Here is a 21129-nt window from a genome sequence, read left to right as displayed (position 1 = left end):
CCCGGTTATTCATGAATGATTTTACTGTTGGGCGGAGTCAGCGGATCGCGTACCGGATAAAAAATACCTTTGATCAACCCCGCTGAACGTACGATTAAATTAATAACGCTTTGCAGCCCATCTGTTAACGAGCGGTTTTGCACAATCTTCAACAAGGCAAATGCCAGTAAGGGTAGAAGCGCAACGGCAAACACATTGATATTAAAGGTAAGCAGCGCAACAAATAAGAGAATAAGGTAGAGCGCAAATACCGCCTCATTCTTCACGATATTGAATGACTGGGAAAACCAGGGTTTTCCCCAACTACAACGCAAAAGCTCACCCGGAGCCTGGTAATAACCGCTGGTCCAGCGGCGCGCCAGCATCTTAAACGTCGGCAGCGTATGTGACGTATGGCTGAAGTAAGGAATATCCAGACGTCGCAGTTTATAGCCCGCTTCGCTTAAACGCAGACCCAGCTCAGCCTCTTCATAAGCGTGCAAATTACGGTTGGTCAGATAACCAATTTTTTCAATTGCCGACCGACGATACAGTCCGCCGCCCCCCAGATGATCGCTATCGCCAAGAGGATAGATTTTATTGATCCGCTGCTTACGAGACTTAAATTCATAGTTAACGGCATCATCCATTTCGACGGTACCGGCCACCCCGGCATAGTCCGGTTCCGCCTGCAAAAAGGCAACAGCCTGGTCAATGAAGCCATCCTCCAGCTCCATATCTCCATCCATCAGTAATAAATATTCCCCTTCGCTATACAGATAGCCCAACTGATGGCCCACCCCACAACAGCGATCGCCAGGATCGGTGAGTGACACTACCGTGACGCCTTTATTGGCTGCCAACTGTTGGGTGTTATCTGTCGACAGACTGTCAGCCACAATAATTTTATGCGGATACCCGACCAACTGACGCCGAATGCTGTCGATCGTTTTCTCAATACCTTTAGATTCGTTGAGCGTCTTAATACTCACGGAAATAAATGGCTTATTGTCCATGCCAGCCCCCTGCACTGCGAAGTACGGTTCGACGAATCACTAAGCTCGCCCCCAGCGATAAATAGAATAAGAACTGTAACATCGGCGTAATCATCAATATCTGGCTGTAAGGTAAGCTGATTAAACAACTGATAGCAAAAGCGTTAAACGCTGGCGCAAAGCTCAGTAACTGCAGATCCTGTTTATCCAACTGTTCAAGCATCAATATTGGTTTTGGCTGGCATACTTTCAGAATATAAATAAACAAGCCAATAAACAGCAGCGTGCCAATAATGCCAACTTCCCACAGCAGCATACTCAGCGCAGTCGAGTCTAAAATCAGGTTATAGATAATGTTCAAAAACCCAGGAGAGACCGTACTACCACTGTTTGTGGCATTAAGCCCGTAGCCAAATAATGTGCCCGACAGTCCCCATAGATCGTTATTTTTTAACCAGAACAGAAACGTTGTGAAACGCCCCAACTCTCCGGTCGACATGATGTAGTTCGGATCAAAAATATAGCTCAATGAATCAATAAAAATGCTTAATGAGCCTTTCGTCGGATCGCTGCCAAAAGCAGAAGAGTAGTACCAGGCCAGTATCATAATCGACAGGCCGATGAGCACCAGCATTCCTGCCACAATGATAAATAACGTCTTCAGGTTTACCTTACTGACATCTTTAACATAGCTCGGCGATATCCACACCCACGCCAAAAATATCGGTGACAGCAGGATGACAAACTTGACCTCACCAATGATGCATAACCCTATTCCAAGGATGATATGCAGCGCTGCGGATTTAAACGTCGTAAGCCCATGCTTATATTCAGAGAGTTTCAGCAACATAATTAACAGGCAAAATAACCCCATCGCCGCCGTATTGCCGCCACCCATTGGATCTCCGCCGAATGTTCCGACCACGGAGTCCCATTTTTCATCTTCCCCGCGTACGGCCACACGCTGAGGAACAACCAGCAAAACCTGATAAATCATCACCGGGATTTGCGCATAGAACACCCAGTACAGATAGCGCGTCGCCCGATATATCTGCGATTCACGGCAAAAACCTAACAGCAAACAAACCATCACCAGTGATAACGCGATTTCGTTTTTGAAGGCCACAATTGCCACGGTGACCCCGCCCTGAATCAGGGTCGATGTTCCCGCCAGCACCAGAAAGGAAAAATACAGCGCAAGGATAATGGTTTCCTGTGCATCCAGACGCAGCGCCCCGTCTCGCGTCTGCATCACCAGTAATCCCACCATCAGCAATGTCAGGAAAAACGGGATCCACAACACGGACTGCATGCCGGTGAAATACTGCACCAGACCACACAGGATCAGCGTTATAAAGGTGTAGACCTGTAAATAATTTCCGGTATTCAGTGTCATGGCGTCACCGGCTTGTTTTTCAGGAGATTGGCCCGCTTGTTCATTTTCAGGTAAATGAACGCATAGCGAATAAATGTCAGTGAAGAGAACAATATTACTGATGCCGCATAATCATGGTAAAAATAGGGAACGACCACAAACGCCAGTAGCACAATCGCCAACTGTTCAAGTTGGATACGCAGAAAATAGCGGTGCGAACCAAAAATAAGCTCAATCACCGTTAAAGGACTTATCGCCAGCGCCGGGAACAAATAGGGCAGCATGTAGCGCGACGTTTCAATGGAGTTAATCCAGTCTTCGCTAAAACCCAGGCGCATCACAATGGGATAGAAAATAAAGACGCCTAAGGTACAGATAACCCCCAGCACTAGCAGCAGCATACGTACCTTCGTATACTCCTGATAATTGAAGGTGTTATTTCTGAAGTCGATGGACCATTTAGAAAAAATGGTATTGCGTACCGCGTTGCCGATAATCACTACCGGTGCCAGACAGAACCGGCTGACAACGGAAAAATACCCCGCCGTCAGCGCCGAAAACCAGAAGTTAATCAGCATAATAGGCAAGTTACTGCTCGCCATTGCCAGCACCTCAGCACTACCAACTTTGGTGATATGATGAATATTCTGTTTAAAAAATCGCAAATTACTTGCCGGGCGCAAATGCTGCGACGTCACCGAGCGAATATCAAACGAATGAAAAATACAGCTAGTGGTCAGTAATATCATGGCGCAGGCCCACGACCAGTAAAATGTCTGTACCTGGTGCGTGAGCAGTACCGAGAGCACCACCACCACGGAGACAGAAATACGCTGAAAGATTAGAAAATAAAAGTTGGCTGTCCGCAGCGATAAGTTTTCCGATATTAACGCCCACGCCGTTGAAAGCGTCAGCAAATAGAGAAACAGTATGTTCTGGTGAAACAACCACGCGGTCAGGACGGCATACGGTAACGCAATGAGCGCGCTTTGCAGCAAACAAAACACCACATTTTGCGCCAGCTCGTCATCCTGCTGTTTGGGAATCAACAGCTGGGAGGCAAAGGTACACACCTGCGCCCCCACCACCGCGATGCTGTAATTGAGCGCATACAGCCCAACCTCTGCCATATTGTACTTATGTGAGATCAACCAGATAGACAGCGCACCAATCAGCTGCGAAACGACTGATGAACTGGCTATCGTAGAAGCGCTCTTCAGTAAACTCATACACGACCTGGCGTAGTCATCAGTTGGTCAGTATTGAAGTTCAATGAGCGCAACCCCTCCTGCGTTTCAAGGTTTTTTTCCTCGACCGCATTCAACACTGCGCCAATCACCACGCCCTGATTATCCTCAATCTTATCCAGTGCGCCGGCAATATTCTCCGCAGAACCGGTCCCGGCTTTCACGATAAAGATAACCCCATCAACGGCTCGTTTGATCAGTTGGATATCCTGACTTTGATTCACCGCTGCAACGTCAATAATAATGCGTTGATACTGCGACTTCAGTTCGCGCATCACGGGTTCAACGTGCTCTGACGACAGCATCAGTAAAGAGGAAATGGTCATCTTACCGTGGGGGATGAAATCAAGATTTTCAGTGATCTTAACCCGTGCCTTTTCAAGCGGAGCCTCTCCCCGCAACAGCTCCGCCACACCAGCAGAAGTCGCTGATGCCAGTTCAGAAGACAGCCCGTTGGTATTGAAGAAATCAGCATCAATAAGCAACGTTTTCTGATCGAAGCTGAATGAACTGGCCAACAAATTCGCCAGCAGAGAGCGCCCTTCACCCTGCTCCGCCGAAGCAATAGCGACCGTTTGCAGCGGCCGATTATCCAGCATAATTCGGGTGCGAATACCGTGGATGATATCGGCATTCAGCGGGTTCTTCAGTATCATATCCCGCACCTGTGCGCGTGCCGAAGTACCGGTAAATCGACGAATTTCGCCCAATGGCTCGACATTGAGACGTTTCTTCAGACGGCTCAGGGTGCTAATTGAATTATCCATTGCCGCTTTGACGATGAAATACATGATGCTGAATACCACAACCAACATCACCACCATCACGAGCAGCAGCGATTTATTCGGCTTAGACGGCTTTAACGGAGGAACGGCTGGATCATACAGCACCGCATCCGCATTAACCCCGGACAGCGACAATTCCTGAGTCCGCTGATAAAGCGTCTTATATAGATCTTCCATTTTATCTAACGCCAATTTTTGGCTGTTCCAGGCATCCCGTTTTGATGCCATCTTCTGGAAGATCTCTTTTTGCTCAGCAACCTGCTGCTGGTAATTCTTTTCGTCGGCCAGCGCAGCCAAATACTGCTGACGTAAGCCAAGTTTTAATTCACCCAGTACCCGACCCGTTTGATTTTGGATTGATTGCACATCGGCTTCTGCTTTTAAAATATTGGCACTTTTAGGCCCATACACTTTGCGCAGTTCCGACAACGTGCGCTGCGCCTGAATCAGCGCAATGCGTAAATCCTGAATCTGCGCATGGTCAGAAACTGATGGCAGCGAAATGATATCGCCTGAAGATTTCCCTCGGCTATTTACTTCATTGTAAACAGACTCCGCGGCGACACGACGTTGGGTCGCATCGGCAAGACGGTTGGTCACAATGCTTAACTGCTCTGTTTCAAAACCATCAATACCACGGAAAGTCAGCAGCCCAGAGTTTTTCAGGTAGCTATCCATTTCCTCTTTTTGTTTCGCTATCGATTTCTGAATCTCTTCCATTTTTTCAAAGTTGAGATTGCGAGCCTGCTCTGCTTTCAGACGCTTTTGATCGACCGTGTAGTTGATAAAGGCCTGAGCGACGCCATTGGCTATCTCAGCTGAAAGTTGAGGCGAGGAAGATTCATAAGAAATAGAGGCCAGATTAGTGGTACGGATACCGATGACCTTCAGATCTTTCGACAATGTTTTCAGCGCCTGATCAACCCTCAGTTGCTGATCTTCACTGCCAGAGCCGGGCTTCACCCCGGTAAAATCCGGGTTTTTATCCAGCTTCAGATCGCGGACCGCCTGCTCGAGGATAATGCGTGACTGCATCAGCGCATATTGCGTTTCGTAATATCCACTACGCGTTGAATCAAAACCATCCACCTGTGGAAACGGCGAAACGTTATCGGCTTGTGCCTTAATCAGCACCGTTGCCGTCGAGACATATTTTGATGACATCATGCTGATCAAGGGATACGCCACTACCCCGGCAATAATGCCGGCCAGCGCGATTTTCCAGGCATTCTTTTTCAGTTCTTTGGCAAAGCGGGAGAAATCGACGGAGTTTTCTCGTTGCTTGCCGTTTTCCACTATAGATAGTTTCATCGTTAGAAGAACCCCATGCCAATAATCACGACATCCCCAGGACGAACAGAGTGCGTTAAATCAACATTCTCAAGTAGCTGATTGCTACCGGAGAGGCGAATGTTGATATCTTTGCGATCTGCACGGTCAGTAAATCCCCCCGCCTGAGCAATAGCTTTCTCTACGGTAAGTCCCGGCTCCCAGGCGAATCCATTCGGGCTTTTCACTTCCCCTGACGCGTAGAATTTGCGGAACTCGGCAATACTCACTGTCACCATGGGATTAACCATATACCCATTGCGCAAGCGTTGAGTTAATTCAATATTCACCTGTTCTGGTGTTTTATCTTTTAAACCCAGCACGCCGATATAAGGGAAGTTTATTGTTCCACTCTTATCCACGATAAACTTCATCGTCATTTCGGGTTCCCCGTAAACAACGATATTGACAGTATCCCCCGCCCCAATTCGGTAATCCTCTGCCACCGCAGCAGGATCGTCCATTAATGGTGGCCTGGACGTTGTGCATCCGACCAACAGGATACTGAGTAGCAAAAACGCGCACAGTTCTATTATTTTCATTTTAGATCTGAACCTTAGCTTTAAGCATAATCATAGAATTATCATAACCCAACGTTCTAATGACTTCCTGACTGTCGTCGGGACCGATATAAAACGAATCAGTATCCTTATTCGAATTTAAGGTATCTAATTGATATTTAATCTCAAAATTGACAGACGGCGTGTAGTCATAGCTCATGGTTACGCTAAATACACCATTTTTATCATGTCGATCCTTGTTCTGTTTTTTATAGTCTTCCGTGGTGTATGAGTAGTCCAGCAAAGTAGAAAAACGATTGCCCAGCCAGAAATGCTGATAAGAAATCCCATACTCAGTCACTAAGATATACCCCCCAACTTCCGAAGGGTCTTTAATACTTTGAGCAGAATGGGCGGTGAAGACTGACTGATTTAACGGCTTCCACTCCCCCTTTATATCCCAGTTTAGACCATTAAAATCACTCGAGTTTGCGGCATTTTCAAATGTTTTGTACAGCCATGAAATATTCATGTCGACGTTGGTTTTCCCCGTCAACTGCGATTTCAGACCGTAAAGCAAATAGTATTCATTACTGTCTTTTTCTGAGTTGTTATCATAGTGACGCTGATTAGTAATAAAACTATAGCGAAAGCGCGTTCTGGATGTGTATTGGTCAAAAACTTCAGCCACCAGACTATTTTCATGCCATTCCTGCTGCTGAATATAATTGTAAAAATCCGGGCTGGTATCCTGCACATCCGAGGTATTCCCGAACGTCAGTTTTTTATACAACAGTGCCAGTTCCGCTTTGCCGCGTCCATCTGGTGCGCCATAGCTATAGCGCAACTCACTGTTGATAAAATTATTCGTCAGCGGAGAGTTAATTCCATACTGGCGGAACTGGTTCGGCAAAAAGCCCTCTGTGATATCGCGGCCGCGAGATTCATGTCCAATTGAATCTTCCAGATTCAGGGTTAAGCCGTGCATTTGCCCGTAACGCCAGGCACCGTTAAAACGGAAAAAATGGTCGTTATAGTTATCGGCAGAATCGCTTGAGTAGTTACGATAATCACCTGAATACATTAGCAAATACTTATCCTGGCCGCGCTCACCGATCATACTAAACACAGGCGCCGCGCTCTGGAAAGCTGAACCTATCGCATCGCGGTTATGGGGCTGATAAGTCACGTTATCATCATAACCGTAATCCACAGCAGCTTGGCCCTGGAAGTCGATCCCCGCAAAGCCAATGTGTGATTTCGGCGTTAGATCAGCCCATGCGGACTGCGATATCACGATTCCGGTAATAACTATTAATTTAGTATGCATTCTTACCGACAAATCCTTTGAAAATAGTTTTAATAATAATTTTTATATCCAGCCATAACGACCAGTTCTGAATATATTCAATATCATACTGAACGCGCTTTTCCATCTTATAAAGTGCATCGATTTCCCCACGGAAACCGTTAATCTGCGCAAGCCCGGTGATCCCCGGCTTAACTTTATGGCGGATCATGTAGTTTTCGACCTGTTTGCGGTACTGTTCATTATGCGTAACCGCATGAGGTCTGGGGCCGACAATAGACATACTTCCCTGCAATACATTAATGAATTGCGGGAGTTCATCAAGAGAGGTGCGTCGCAAGAAACTACCAAATTTTGTCACGCGCGGATCATTCTTAGTGGCCTGGATAACCGTATCGGAATTCTCCATAACTCGCATCGAGCGAAACTTCCATACCTTAATTTTTTGTCCGCTCAGGCCGTATCGATCTTGTTTGAAAAACACCGGGCCACGGGAGGTAAGTTTAATACCAATAGCAATCGCTAACATCAGTGAGGAGATCATCACCATAATGATGCTACCGAGAATCAGGTCTTCCGCACGTTTAATAAATGAACCGGCTCCTTCAAACGGTGAGCTAAAGATGCCAATGGTTTGCAGATTGTGGATCGAGCGCAACTTGGACATATTGTTACTGTAGGTATAAAAATCAGGAACAATATAGGTATCTACCGTGGTATCTGACATCATGGCCAAAAAGTGACGGATACGATGTAATGCCACCATCGGCAATGCGATATAGATCTCGTCGATATTCCCTTGCTTAGCCTCTTCAACAAGATTAATGACAGGGCCGCGAAAGGGACTTTTAATCTTATCCACGATATCACCACAGCGGGACAACGCACGTTCGTCATAAAAAGCTAAATCTAATTTGATATTGGAATATTCAGCTATCAATGCATTTTCTGCTGCCACACCGTTGTCGGTCAGACCAATAATCGCCACACGAATGTTTTTTTTCGTTGAATATTTAAAAATGAAAAAACGAATAAAATAAAGAAAAGGTAAAGGAATGAAATACCAGTAAACAATAGGGGATAAAAATGACGGAGTCAGACTTGCCAGGTATCCAAGTGACTCTGGTTCGGCCACCGTCATGCTGATCACTTCGTTGAACGAGATTGCCAGCAGCGTACAGAAAAGTAGCCGTTTTTGGTTACGTATGCCGATGGTTTTTATCTTCTGCTGATACATTTTGGTGTATTCAGCAAGCAACAGGAAAAACACTGAGAAGAGGATACTCAGAATGACAATGGTCTTAAACGGCACCATATCTAACAGATGGGCGCTAAAAATTAACGTAATATTGATTACAATAAAATCGACCAGCTTTAAAAAGACTGGATATCCTTGACTGCTAATCTTTAGCGAATTTTTAAGCATATCTCAGCCCATTATTTATTGATATTTAATTATTTTTTTCTCTTTTCATGTTGCTAATTATATCACAAGTCTAAAAAACGCAATGGTACATTGTCAGTAAATGTAAAAAATAATGTTGACTAGTGTGACTATCACCCACGTTTCATTTATATCATTATGATTTTTATCATTAATTTCTGATTGGGCGTTTTATCGCCACCACCAAAAAAGATGATAATTTACAACACAACCGTTATTGACAGATAACAATTAGTAGACTATGAAAAGCCGCTATATGTATGATGAATAGCATAAAATCGTTTCTCTTTTTCCCCTAAATAGCCGTTAAAAATAATTAACTGCCCTGCAATACAAATAAAATCAATAAATCACATAGCGTTATTATTAATAATGATCAGCTTTCTTATTTGTAATTTTATTAAGAAAAATCTGCACCTGAGAAATAAATATATCAGTTCGTGATGCTTAAAAATCGTACTCGTACGCTCAGTCCCCCTAACGTATCGCTGCGCGACAACTGTGGGTGTGTACGGTGCAGACGAGCAATATCATTGACCAGCGCCAGCCCAATCCCCGCCCCGGGGACGTTGCCCACGTTTTCCAGACGATGAAACGGTAACAGCGCCTGATGCACCATTTGTTCATCAATGCCGGGCCCGCTGTCTTCAACCATCAGCACTACGGCCTCCCCTTCTCGCAATAGTCGGGCGGTCACCATCCCCCGCGCAGGCGTGTATTTCAGCGCATTATCCAGCAGATTCCCGCACAGCTCGCCGAGCAGGACATCATCCCCTTCAATCCACACCGCGTCCTGCTCCCCTTCATAGCCGAGATCGATAGCTTTGCTGCGCGCCTGCGCCAGGCGGGTAAAACAACTGGTTTGCACCACCTCAAACAGATTGACCGGTGAAAAGTGCCTTTCCCCCTGCTCTTTGCGCTTCACAGCCGAAAGTTGTAATAACCTTTCCGTCAGATGAATGGTGCTATCCAGCGTGGTACTCATGGCCTGTAAACTCTCATACCACTGCTGCGGTTGCGGGCTGGCGAGGGCGACCGCCGCCTGGGTTTTCAGCACCGCCAGCGGAGTTTTTAACTGATGAGAGGCATCAGCGCTGAAACGTTCCTGGCGCGAAATAAGCGCACGTAGCCGATCAATGTAGCGGTTGAATGCCACAATCAGCAGACGAGTCTCTGACCACGGCAGTATCTCCGGCAGCGGTGTCAGCAACCCCGGCTCGCGGCGTACCATCAGCGATGACAACTGGCGCATCGGGCGTAACACCCGGCGCAGCAGCCAGCCAACCAGCACCAGCGTGAGCAGTACCAACAGCCCTTGCGAAACCCACGAGGAAAACAGCAACTGTCGCGCCAGATAGCGACGCGATTGCAGCGTTTCGGCGACATAAATCTCCGCCATACCGACAATCCCGCCTTCATTCACCGGCTGGAGCAGACGCGCCACGCGAATGGCCTCGCCGCGATATTCGGTGTGATAAAACCACGCCAGCGCCGGGTATAATTGGGTGCGCGAAGTGGCAGGCGGCATCTGCGGTAAATCGTCATAGCCTGAAATCACTTTCCCCGCCGGGTCCACCACCTTGTAGTACAGCCTGTCGTTCATGTTCAGTTCAAAGCTGTCCAGCACCACCCACGGCACGTTGACTTCCAGGTGTTTATTGCGCACCACCAGCCGCTCGGACACCGTTCTGGCCGATGAGAGCAGCGTCCGGTCATACGCCTGCGTCGCGGCCTGTAATGCGCCGCAGCAGAGCCCGCAGCCGGGCATCAAGTTCTTCGATTTCAAATGGCTTCGCCAGATAGTCATCAGCGCCTGCGTTGAGTCCCTTCACCCGATCCGCCACCGCGCTGCGTGCCGTCAACAGCAGAACGGGGAGCGTCTGCCCACGCTTACGCAGCCGCTGAACCACCTCAAGGCCGTCCAGTCCCGGCATATTGATGTCCAGTACCGCCAGCGCGTAGGTTTCGCTATGTAAAAGGTGATCGGCTGCCAAACCGTCAAAAACGCAGTCAACGGCAAAACCGTTTTGTACCAGCGCTTTCTCCAGCCAGTGAGCAAGTTCACGGTTATCTTCCGCTAATAAGAGACGCATATCACATCCTGTAAAGTTTCTGCCGCATTGAAAGGGAATTGAAAGGTTAATGTTTTAACAATCACGCAACCGAACTGCTACACATCGGCTCACATAATCACAAAAATAATCTTCCGTACCCGAAATCCGGTCATCCGGCGTGAGGATAAATAATGAAAAAACAATTATTTCGTACCCTTACTGCAAGCATGTTACTGATGAGTACCTCTGTTCTGGCGGAACAAGCGCCCTCGCGCACCGAATGTATCGCCCCGGCGAAACCCGGCGGAGGTTTTGATCTCACCTGTAAGCTGATTCAGGTGAGCATGATGGAAACCGGCGCCATCGAAAAACCGATGCGCGTGACCTATATGCCTGGCGGCGTGGGAGCCGTGGCGTATAACGCCATCGTCGCGCAACGCCCTGCCGAAGCCGGCACCGTGGTGGCCTTCTCCGGCGGCTCGCTGCTGAACCTGTCGCAGGGCAAATTTGGCCGCTACGGCGTCGATGATGTGCGCTGGCTGGCGAGTGTGGGCACCGACTACGGCATGATTGCCGTGCGCAACGATTCCCCGTGGAAGACGCTGAAAGACCTGCTGACGGCGATGGAGAAAGATCCCAACAGCGTGGTGATTGGCGCAGGTGCCTCTATTGGCAGTCAGGACTGGATGAAGTCGGCGCTGCTGGCGCAAAAGGCCAACGTCGATCCGCACAAGATGCGTTATGTGGCGTTTGAGGGCGGCGGCGAGCCGGTCACCGCGCTGATGGGCAATCACGTGCAGGTGGTCTCCGGCGATCTCAGTGAAATGGTGCCGTATCTCAGCGGAGACAAAATCCGCGTACTGGCAGTGTTCTCCGACCAGCGCCTGCCGGGTCAGTTAGCCAATGTGCCCACCGCCAAAGAGCAGGGGTATGACCTCGTGTGGCCGATCATCCGTGGCTTCTATGTCGGACCAAAAGTTAGCGACGCCGAATATCAATGGTGGGTGGACGCCTTTAACAAACTCCAGCAGTCCGATGAGTTTAAAAAACAGCGCGATCTCCGTGGCCTGTTCGAGTTCAACATGAGCGGGAAGCAACTCGACGCCTACGTGAAGAAGCAGGTCACCGATTATCGTGAGCAGGCGAAAGCCTTCGGTCTGGCGAAATAAGCATTGAGGCAAAGATGATGAGCGATCGTATTTTTGCGGGTATCTGGCTGTTGCTCTGTATAGCCGGGCTATTCATAGCCTGGCAAATCACCAGCGAATACAGCTATGAGCCCGTTGGGCCGCGTCCCTTTCCGCTGGGCATTATCGGTCTGATGCTACTGTGCGCCGTAGCGCTGTTACTGCGCCACCCGGACACCATCAGTTGGCCCCGCCGTCACGTGCTGCAAAAGCTGCTGACGATGGTGATTATTCTGTTTATGTACGCCTGGGGTTTCGAATGGCTGGGCTTCCCCATCGCCACCGCCATTCTCACCGTGGTGATCGGCATGCTGTTTGGGGCCACCATCCCGGCTGCGGGTATTTCCGGGTCGGTTCTCGGCATTCTGTTGTGGTATGCCTTCGACCGACTGCTTGACGTCACCTTACCACTCGGCGCCTGGCTGGGTTAACGGAGAAACGATGGATACCTGGATTTATCTTTCTCAGGGTTTCGCGGTGGCGATGACGCCGGAAAACCTGGTTATTGCCTTGATCGGCTGCTTTGTCGGCACCATCGTTGGGTTGCTGCCTGGCCTGGGGCCGATCAACGGCGTGGCGATCCTGCTGCCGCTGGCCTTCGCTTTGCATCTCCCTGCGGAGTCTGCGCTGATCCTGTTGGCAACTGTTTATATCGGCTGCGAGTACGGCGGGCGCATCTCCTCTATCCTGCTCAATGTTCCTGGCGATGCGGCAGCCATTATGACCGCCCTTGACGGCTATCCAATGGCCCAACAGGGACGCGGCGGCGTGGCGCTTTCTATCTCAGCAGTCAATTCTTTCTTCGGTTCGCTTATCGCTATCGGCGGCATCATTCTGTTTGCCCCGGCGTTAGCCCAGTGGTCGCTGGCCTTCGGTCCGGCGGAATACTTTGCCTTAATGGTCTTTGCCATTGCCTGTCTCGGCAGCATGATGGCGCAGAACCCACTGAAATCATTTCTGGCAGCGCTGATCGGTCTCGGCCTTGCGACCGTCGGCGTAGACGCCAACACCGGGGTTTATCGCTTCACCTTTGACAGTGTTCATCTCTCCGACGGTGTGCAATTTATCGTAGTAGTGATTGGGCTGTTCTCTGTCTCAGAAATATTATTAATGCTGGAACATACCAGCAGTGGCCAGACGCTGGTGCGTAAAACGGGCCGTATGCTGTTCAATGCCAAAGAAGGTATGCAGTGCGTGGGCGCAACGCTGCGCTCATCGGTGATTGGCTTTTTCGTCGGCGTCCTGCCCGGCGCCGGGGCCACCATCGCCAGTGCTATCACCTACATGACCGAGAAAAAGCTCAGCGGTAACAGCGACAGCTTTGGGAAAGGGGACATTCGTGGTGTTGCCGCACCTGAGGCGGCCAACAACGCCTCGGCCTGCGGCTCGTTTATCCCAATGCTGACGCTCGGCGTGCCAGGTTCGGGCACCACGGCGGTAATGATGGGGGCGCTGACGCTGTACAACATCACGCCGGGGCCGGCAATGTTCACCGAACAACCGGATATCGTCTGGGGACTGATCGCGGCGCTGCTGATTGCCAACGTGATGCTGCTGGTGATGAACATCCCGTTAATCGGTCTGTTCACCCGCATGCTGACCATTCCGCTGTGGTTCCTGGTTCCGGCCATTGCGGCGGTTTCGGCGGTCGGTGTGTATGCCGTCCACAGCACGACCTTCGATCTGGTACTGATGGTCGGTCTCGGCGTACTGGGATACATTTTGCGTAAAATGCACTTCCCGATGTCGCCATTGATTCTGGGCTTCGTTCTGGGAGAAATGCTGGAGCAGAACCTGCGTCGTGCCCTGTCCATCAGTAATGGCAGCATGGATATTCTGTGGGCCAGCGGCGTGGCGAAAGTCCTGCTGGTGATGGCGGTCATGGTTATCGTTATCCCGCCAGTGCTGCGCCTGATCCGCAAACGCAACAATAAGCCGCAGGTGGATATCGGCTAACAAATTGCCGGATGGCGCAGTTCACAACGCCATCCGGCATTTTCATCTTCATTCCTGAAATGCACTGAGTACGTGTTCGACAAACTGCGTCAGTTTCGGCAATGGGCGTAAATCCTGGCGCCACAGCAGATGAATCGGTCGCGGCTCTGGCGTAAACCCTTCCAGCACCCGGACCAGTTTGCCGCTGGCAAGCTCTTCCGCCAGTAACACCTCTGGTTGTAACAACAAACCCGCGCCCGCCACTGCCGCCATACGCAGGCCATGACCATCATTACAGCGTAGAATCGCATCACGTTTCCACCTGACCTCACCCGCCACACCCGGCAGTTTCCATTCATTACGTGCCGTCCACACGGTATGCGACAAACACAGATGATCCACCAGATCCACGGGCGTTCGAGGAGTGCCGTATCGGGCAAGATAGTCCGGCGACGCACAGATAGCCATACGGTACGGACACAGATATTTCGCCACCACATCGGTCTGATGAATATCGCCAATGCGGATCGCCAGATCGATACCTTCATCCACCAGATCGACCATTCGGTTGGTCAGATCTAACTCAATGCGTACCTCTGGCCAGGTTTGCAAAAAATCTGCGGCCAGCGGCGAGATAACACAGGCCCCAAAGGAAGTAGGCGCGCTGATGCGCAACGTGCCCGCAGGAGCCAGCCGCAAACGCTCTACCGAGCGTTCGGCTATCGACACTTGTTCCAACACTCGCCGGGCTTCCTCAAAATAGACACGCCCGGCATCGGTCAGACTCTGACGGCGTGTGTTACGTTCCAGCAAACGCGTACCGAGCTGCGCTTCCAGCAGGGAGATATATTTCCCCACCATCACCGCAGATATCTCCAGTCGCGTAGCCGCACCGGTAAAGCTTCCACTTTCCACCACCGCGATAAACGTTTCCATGCCGCGCAGCTTATCCATATTGCAAACCTCTGGTTAGTAATCATCTAACTTTTAGCCAGTTTATCTGATTTCATTTTCATTAAAGAATAGCGGCTCACACTATTGCGGAGGTGGTTATGAAAATCGTCATTATTGGTGCCAGCGGTACAGTGGGTCGTGCAGTCACAGAGACGTTGAGCCGTAAACATGAGGTTATCCGCGTGGGCCGCACGCAGGGTGATTACCTGGTCGATATCACCTCACAAGAGAGCGTACAGGCGCTATTTGAAAAAACAGGACGCGTGGATGCAATTGTTTCCGCCACCGGCAATCTGTTCTTTGGGCCGTTGTCGACGATGACCGACGAAGACTTTAATCAGGGGTTACAGGATAAACTGTTAGGTCAGATACGCCTGGCCTTAACGGGACAGCATTTTCTCAACGATGGCGGCTCGATTACGCTGATTAGCGGCATTATCGCCCATGAGCCCATTGCCCAGGGGGCAAATGCGGCAACGATCAATGCCGGTCTGGAAGGATTTGTGCGCGCGGCTGCCTGTGAGCTGGAACGTGGTCAGCGTATTAACCTGATAAGCCCGACCGTTCTCAGTGAATCTGCTGAAGCCTACGACGGTTTCTTCCCGGGCTTTGAAAGCGTGCCAGCGGCAACTGTGGCCAACGCTTACCGCCGCAGCGTGGAAGGCATTCAAACGGGACGTATTTATAAAGTCGGTTACTAACATTTTTACTGCCGCTGTGCCCCAGCGGCGGCAGTATTATTAATCCTCTGTTTTTAAATAATATTCTCCTGTTTATCTCCCGCGCTTTTCATTTAACCCCACCCTTTATAATGTTAAATATTTGTTGCTTTTGATCACAAATAATAAACAAACAAGCTCGTTCTGTGCGCGCTTTCCAAAAATGTAGATATTTTTAATTTATGGCTACGAAACGAGCATCGCCATGTCTCCCTGACAATCTACTGAGAGGATCGATTCTGATGAACGCACTGACTGCCGTACAACCGAACGCTGAAGATCCAGCCCAGCACTACAGCGGTTTCACGTTGAAACCATCAGCCCAGTCTCCACGCTTACTGGAGCTGACTTTCTGTGCTGAAACTACGGAGCAATTTCTGCAAGCCGTCGCACAGTGGCCGGTGCAGGCACTGGAATACAAATCCTTCTTGCGCTTCAAAGTCGGCAAAATCCTCGATGACCTGTGCGGCAATCAGTTGCAGCCTCTGCTACTAAAAACCTTGCTGGAACGTGCTGAAGGCGCACTGCTGATCAATGCCGTGGGCGTGGATGATGTGGCGCAGGCGGAAGAGATGGTCAAGCTGGCGACGGCGGTAGCGCATCTTATCGGGCGCTCCAATTTTGATGCGATGAGCGGGCAATACTACGCGCGATTTGTGGTGAAAAACGTCGATAACTCCGACAGCTACCTGCGCCAGCCGCACCGCGTGATGGAGCTACACAACGACGGTACCTACCTCGAAGAGGTAACCGACTACGTACTGATGATGAAAATCGACGAGCAGAACATGACCGGCGGTAACTCGCTGCTGCTGCACCTCGACGACTGGGAACATCTGGATCAGTACTTTACCCATCCGCTGGCACGTCGTCCCATGCGCTTTGCCGCACCGCCTAGCAAAAACGTGAGCCAGGACGTGTTCCATCCGGTGTTTGACGTTGACCAGCAGGGCCGTCCGGTGATGCGTTACATCGATCAGTTCGTCCAGCCAAAAGACTATGAAGAAGGCGTCTGGCTGAGCGACCTGTCCGACGCGCTGGAAACCAGCAAGAACATTCTTTCCGTTCCGGTTTCAGTGGGTAAATTCCTGCTGATCAACAACCTGTTCTGGCTGCACGGTCGCGATCGTTTCACCTCGCATCCTGACCTGCGCCGTGAACTGATGCGTCAGCGTGGTTATTTCGCTTACGCGACAAACCACTACCAGACCCATCAGTAAGCGCGAAGGAAAAAAGCGGATGTATGATTTTGTGATTATTGGCGGCGGCATTATTGGCATGTCGACCGCCATGCAGCTGATTGATGTCTACCCGGATGCCAGAATCGCGCTACTGGAAAAAGAGTCCGGCCCGGCCTGCCACCAGACGGGCCACAACAGCGGCGTAATTCATGCCGGGGTCTATTACACTCCCGGTAGCCTGAAGGCGCAGTTTTGCCTGGCCGGAAATCGCGCCACCAAAGCCTTTTGCGACCAAAACGGCATCCGCTATGACGTTTGCGGAAAAATGCTGGTTGCCACCTCGGCGCTGGAAATGGAGCGGATGCGCGCGTTATGGGATCGCACTGCCGCTAACGGTTTAGAGCGCGAGTGGTTAAACGCCGAAGAACTGCGTGAGCGTGAGCCAAACATTACCGGACTGGGCGGTATTTTTGTCCCGTCGAGCGGGATCGTCAGCTACCGCGAAGTCACCGCCGCGATGGCGAAGATTTTCCAGGCCAGGGGCGGTGAGATTGTTTACAACGCCGAAGTCAGCGCGCTGAAAGAGCACGCGGCGGGCGTTATCGTGCAGACCCGCCAGGGCCTGGAATATGAGGGCGCAACGCTGATTACCTGCTCTGGCCTGATGGCGGATCGACTGGTGAAAATGCTTGGCATCGACCCCGGATTCATCATCTGCCCGTTCCGCGGCGAATACTTCCGCCTGGCGTCAGAACATAACCAGATAGTCAATCATCTGATCTACCCGATCCCCGATCCAGCGATGCCATTCCTTGGTGTGCATCTGACCCGGATGATTGACGGCAGCGTCACGGTCGGCCCCAACGCGGTGCTGGCATTTAAACGCGAAGGCTACCGTAAACGCGACTTCTCGCTCAGCGATACGCTGGAGATCTTCGGCTCTTCCGGCATCCGCCGCGTGCTGCAAAACAACCTGCGTTCCGGGCTTGGTGAAATGAAGAATTCGCTGTGCAAGAGCGGTTATCTGCGACTGGTGCAAAAGTACTGCCCGAGCCTGACGCAAAACGATCTGCAGCCGTGGCCTGCAGGTGTGCGGGCACAGGCGGTGTCACCGGACGGCAAACTGATCGATGATTTTCTGTTTGTCACCACGCCACGCTCAATTCATACCTGTAATGCCCCGTCTCCTGCGGCAACGTCAGCAATCCCTATCGGCGCACATATCGTCAGCAAAGTTCACGCCCTGCTGGAGAACCAGAGTAATCCCGGACGCACGCTGCGTGCGGCACGTAGCGTGGAGACATTACACGCCGCATTCACCCGTTAAAACGATGAAGACAGGAAGCAATTATGCAACTTAACGATCCCACCTTATTTCGCCAGCAGGCACTGATCGACGGCAACTGGCGTAACGCCAACAGCGGCGAGACCCTCGCGGTGACCAACCCCGCTAACGGTCAGCAATTGGGTAGCGTACCGAAAATGGGGGCGGATGAAACCCGCGAAGCCATTAACGCCGCGAATCGCGCCCTACCCGCGTGGCGGGCGCTGACCGCCAAAGAGCGGGCCAATATCCTGCGCCGCTGGTTCAACCTGATGATTGAACATCAGGACGATCTCGCCCGTCTGATGACACTGGAACAGGGCAAACCGCTGGCGGAGGCCAAAGGCGAAATCACCTACGCCGCTTCCTTTATTGAGTGGTTTGCCGAAGAGGGCAAACGCATTTATGGCGATACGATCCCTGGCCATCAGGCCGACAAACGTCTGATCGTCATCAAGCAGCCGATCGGCGTGACCGCCGCGATTACGCCGTGGAACTTCCCGGCGGCGATGATCACCCGCAAAGCCGGTCCGGCGCTGGCAGCAGGTTGCACCATGGTGCTTAAACCCGCCAGCCAGACGCCATTCTCTGCGCTGGCGCTGGCAGAGCTTGCTAATCGCGCCGGGATCCCGGCAGGCGTTTTCAGCGTGGTGACGGGGTCAGCCAGTGCTGTTGGTAATGAGCTGACCGGCAACCCGCTGGTGCGCAAGCTGTCATTTACCGGCTCCACTGAGATTGGACGCCAGCTAATGCAGCAGTGCGCCAAAGATATCAAGAAGGTGTCGCTGGAGCTGGGCGGCAATGCGCCGTTTATCGTCTTTGATGATGCCGACCTTGATAAAGCCGTGGAAGGCGCGCTGGCCTCGAAGTTTCGTAACGCCGGGCAGACCTGCGTCTGCGCCAACCGTCTGTATGTTCAGGACAGCGTGTATGAGCAGTTTGCCGACAAGCTCCAGCAGGCGGTGAACAAACTGCACCTCGGCGATGGTCTGCAACCTGACGTCACCACCGGGCCGCTGATCGATGAAAAAGCTGTCGCCAAGGTGCAGGAGCACATCGCCGATGCCCTGGATAAAGGCGCACGCATTATCACGGGCGGTAAACCTCACGCGCTCGGCGGAAATTTCTTCCAGCCCACCATTCTGGTGGATGTGCCTGCCAACGCGAAGGTCGCCAAAGAAGAGACGTTTGGCCCGCTGGCGCCGCTGTTTCGCTTTAAAGACGAAGCGGACGTCATCGCTCAGGCCAACGACACCGAGTTTGGTCTGGCAGCCTATTTCTACGCCCGTGATTTAAGCCGGGTATTCCGCGTTGGTGAAGCGCTGGAGTACGGCATTGTCGGCATTAATACCGGCATCATCTCCAACGAAGTCGCCCCGTTTGGCGGCATTAAAGCCTCTGGTCTTGGCCGCGAAGGTTCGAAGTACGGCATCGAAGACTACTTAGAAATCAAATATATGTGTATTGGCCTTTAATAAAATAAATACTGGAGAACACCTGATGAGCACCAATAAAGAACTCATGCAACGTCGCAGCAACGCCGTTCCCCGTGGCGTAGGACAGATCCACCCGATTTTTGCCGAACGCGCAGAAAACTGCCGGGTCTGGGACGTTGAAGGCCGTGAGTTCCTCGATTTTGCTGGCGGTATTGCGGTGTTGAATACCGGTCACCTGCACCCGCAGATTGTCTCTGCGGTGGAAACGCAGTTAAAAAAGCTGTCCCATACCTGTTTCCAGGTACTGGCCTATGAGCCGTACCTCGAGCTGTGCGAAATGATGAACAAGAAAGTGCCGGGCGATTTCGCCAAGAAAACCCTGCTGGTAACGACCGGCTCCGAAGCGGTGGAAAACGCGGTAAAAATCGCCCGCGCTGCCACCAGGCGAACCGGCACCATCGCCTTTAGCGGTGCCTATCATGGCCGTACCCACTACACCCTCTCATTAACCGGGAAAGTAAACCCCTACTCTGCCGGAATGGGGCTGATGCCAGGCCATGTGTATCGCGCGCTTTACCCGTGCCCGCTGCACGGCATCAGTGACGACGATGCGATTGCCAGCATTCATCGCATCTTCAAAAATGATGCCGCGCCGGAAGACGTTGCCGCCATCGTGATTGAACCCGTTCAGGGCGAGGGGGGTTTTTACGCCGCCTCGCCTGCTTTTATGCAACGGCTGCGCGCCATTTGTGATGAGCACGGCATCATGCTGATTGCCGATGAAGTACAGAGCGGCGCGGGCCGTACCGGTACATTGTTTGCCATGGAGCAGATGGGCGTTGCGCCCGATCTCACCACTTTCGCTAAATCCATCGCCGGAGGTTTCCCGCTGGCGGGCGTGACCGGACGCGCCGACGTCATGGACGCTATTCCACCGGGTGGGCTGGGCGGTACCTATGCCGGTAACCCGATTGCCTGTGCTGCCGCGCTGGCGGTACTGAACATTTTCGAGCAGGAAAATCTACTGCAAAAAGCCAACGATCTGGGGCAAACCCTGCGTGAAGGCCTGCTGGCTATTGCGGAAACCCACCGCGAGATTGGCGACGTACGCGGGCTGGGGGCGATGATTGCTATCGAACTGTTCGAAGATGGCGACCATACGAAACCAGACGCCAAACTGACCGCCGAAATTGTCGCGCGTGCACGTGACAAAGGGTTGATCCTGCTCTCCTGCGGGCCTTACTACAATGTGCTGCGCATCCTTGTTCCACTGACCATTGAAGATGCGCAAATCCGCCAGGGGTTGGACATCATCGCGCAATGTTTTGCCGAGGCGAAGCAAGGTTAACACTCCTGCATCCGAGCCGGATGGCGAC

At 51.4% G+C, this 21129-nt stretch carries 17 protein-coding genes and 1 pseudogene; 8 read left to right on the top strand and 10 right to left on the bottom strand.

The features are described from left to right. Positions 1-5: 5 nt before the first annotated feature. The 9 genes and pseudogenes from I6L54_RS07175 to I6L54_RS07135 all read right to left on the bottom strand — a co-directional run. The gene (locus I6L54_RS07175) at positions 6-995 is read right to left on the bottom strand and encodes a glycosyltransferase family 2 protein (protein WP_040233324.1); all 990 of its coding nucleotides are present in this window, start codon (positions 993-995) and stop codon (positions 6-8) included. Continuing rightward, complete coding sequence (locus I6L54_RS07170; protein WP_005122979.1) at positions 985-2370, bottom strand: hypothetical protein; 1386 nt, start codon at positions 2368-2370, stop codon at positions 985-987. The genes I6L54_RS07175 and I6L54_RS07170 overlap by 11 nt, the downstream gene beginning before the upstream one ends. Then, positions 2367-3578: a lipopolysaccharide biosynthesis protein gene (locus I6L54_RS07165; protein WP_040233323.1), complete on the bottom strand. Its 1212-nt coding sequence runs from the start codon at positions 3576-3578 to the stop codon at positions 2367-2369. The genes I6L54_RS07170 and I6L54_RS07165 overlap by 4 nt, the downstream gene beginning before the upstream one ends. Next, positions 3575-5692, bottom strand: a complete 2118-nt coding sequence (locus I6L54_RS07160) for a GumC family protein (protein WP_040233321.1) — start codon at positions 5690-5692, stop codon at positions 3575-3577. Before I6L54_RS07160 ends, I6L54_RS07165 begins: the two co-directional genes overlap by 4 nt. A 2-nt stretch (positions 5693-5694) precedes the next feature. Next, the gene (locus tag I6L54_RS07155; RefSeq protein WP_040233320.1) at positions 5695-6252 is read right to left on the bottom strand and encodes a polysaccharide biosynthesis/export family protein; all 558 of its coding nucleotides are present in this window, start codon (positions 6250-6252) and stop codon (positions 5695-5697) included. A gap of 1 nt (position 6253) precedes the next feature. Next, positions 6254-7540: an outer membrane beta-barrel protein gene (locus I6L54_RS07150; RefSeq protein ID WP_040233319.1), complete on the bottom strand. Its 1287-nt coding sequence runs from the start codon at positions 7538-7540 to the stop codon at positions 6254-6256. Continuing rightward, entirely contained in the window at positions 7530-8945 is a 1416-nt protein-coding gene (locus tag I6L54_RS07145) for an undecaprenyl-phosphate glucose phosphotransferase (RefSeq protein ID WP_040233318.1), read from the bottom strand. Before I6L54_RS07145 ends, I6L54_RS07150 begins: the two co-directional genes overlap by 11 nt. 451 nt (positions 8946-9396) lie before the next feature. Continuing rightward, positions 9397-10731, bottom strand: a complete 1335-nt coding sequence (locus tag I6L54_RS07140) for a sensor histidine kinase (protein ID WP_040233316.1) — start codon at positions 10729-10731, stop codon at positions 9397-9399. Beyond that, positions 10691-11056: pseudogene (locus tag I6L54_RS07135) on the bottom strand (response regulator); the annotation flags it as partial. The gene I6L54_RS07140 and the pseudogene I6L54_RS07135, both read right to left, overlap by 41 nt. 152 nt (positions 11057-11208) lie before the next feature. Here I6L54_RS07135 and I6L54_RS07130 point away from each other — a divergent pair. Genes I6L54_RS07130 through I6L54_RS07120 form a run of 3 tightly spaced genes read left to right on the top strand, consistent with a single transcriptional unit; the run spans position 11209 to position 14160 of the window. Continuing rightward, complete coding sequence (locus tag I6L54_RS07130; protein WP_040233315.1) at positions 11209-12186, top strand: Bug family tripartite tricarboxylate transporter substrate binding protein; 978 nt, start codon at positions 11209-11211, stop codon at positions 12184-12186. Between the two features lie 14 nt (positions 12187-12200). Then, a complete protein-coding gene (locus I6L54_RS07125) occupies positions 12201-12635 on the top strand; it encodes a tripartite tricarboxylate transporter TctB family protein (RefSeq protein ID WP_137378462.1) in 435 nt (144 codons plus the stop codon). Between the two features lie 10 nt (positions 12636-12645). Then, the gene (locus I6L54_RS07120) at positions 12646-14160 is read left to right on the top strand and encodes a tripartite tricarboxylate transporter permease (protein ID WP_040233312.1); all 1515 of its coding nucleotides are present in this window, start codon (positions 12646-12648) and stop codon (positions 14158-14160) included. Positions 14161-14208: 48 nt separating this feature from the next. Here the strand turns inward: I6L54_RS07120 and I6L54_RS07115 are convergent, their stop codons facing one another. Beyond that, positions 14209-15093 (bottom strand): LysR substrate-binding domain-containing protein, encoded by an 885-nt coding sequence (locus I6L54_RS07115; RefSeq protein WP_040233309.1) that lies wholly within the window; start codon positions 15091-15093, stop codon positions 14209-14211. Between the two features lie 98 nt (positions 15094-15191). On the opposite strand from I6L54_RS07115, the gene I6L54_RS07110 reads away from it, so the two are divergent. From I6L54_RS07110 to gabT, 5 genes are all read left to right on the top strand, one after another. Next, on the top strand, positions 15192-15794 hold the full coding sequence (locus tag I6L54_RS07110) for a short chain dehydrogenase (protein WP_005122963.1): 603 nt from the start codon (positions 15192-15194) through the stop codon (positions 15792-15794). A gap of 260 nt (positions 15795-16054) precedes the next feature. Beyond that, complete coding sequence (glaH, locus tag I6L54_RS07105; RefSeq protein WP_040233308.1) at positions 16055-17032, top strand: glutarate dioxygenase GlaH; 978 nt, start codon at positions 16055-16057, stop codon at positions 17030-17032. Positions 17033-17051: 19 nt separating this feature from the next. Next, positions 17052-18320 carry an L-2-hydroxyglutarate dehydrogenase gene (gene lhgO / locus I6L54_RS07100; protein ID WP_040233307.1) on the top strand — a complete coding sequence of 423 codons (1269 nt, stop codon included), beginning with the start codon at positions 17052-17054 and terminating at the stop codon, positions 18318-18320. Positions 18321-18343: 23 nt separating this feature from the next. After that, positions 18344-19792, top strand: coding sequence for an NADP-dependent succinate-semialdehyde dehydrogenase (gabD, locus tag I6L54_RS07095; RefSeq protein WP_040233304.1), 1449 nt, complete (start codon positions 18344-18346; stop codon positions 19790-19792). A 25-nt stretch (positions 19793-19817) separates the two neighbouring features. After that, positions 19818-21101 carry a 4-aminobutyrate--2-oxoglutarate transaminase gene (gene gabT / locus I6L54_RS07090; protein WP_040233302.1) on the top strand — a complete coding sequence of 428 codons (1284 nt, stop codon included), beginning with the start codon at positions 19818-19820 and terminating at the stop codon, positions 21099-21101. Positions 21102-21129 lie beyond the last annotated feature (28 nt).

Source organism: Citrobacter pasteurii (assembly GCF_019047765.1).
GTDB lineage: Bacteria > Pseudomonadota > Gammaproteobacteria > Enterobacterales > Enterobacteriaceae > Citrobacter > Citrobacter pasteurii.
Note: the sequence above shows the minus strand (reverse complement) of the source record. Positions and strands in the feature narration are given on the sequence as shown.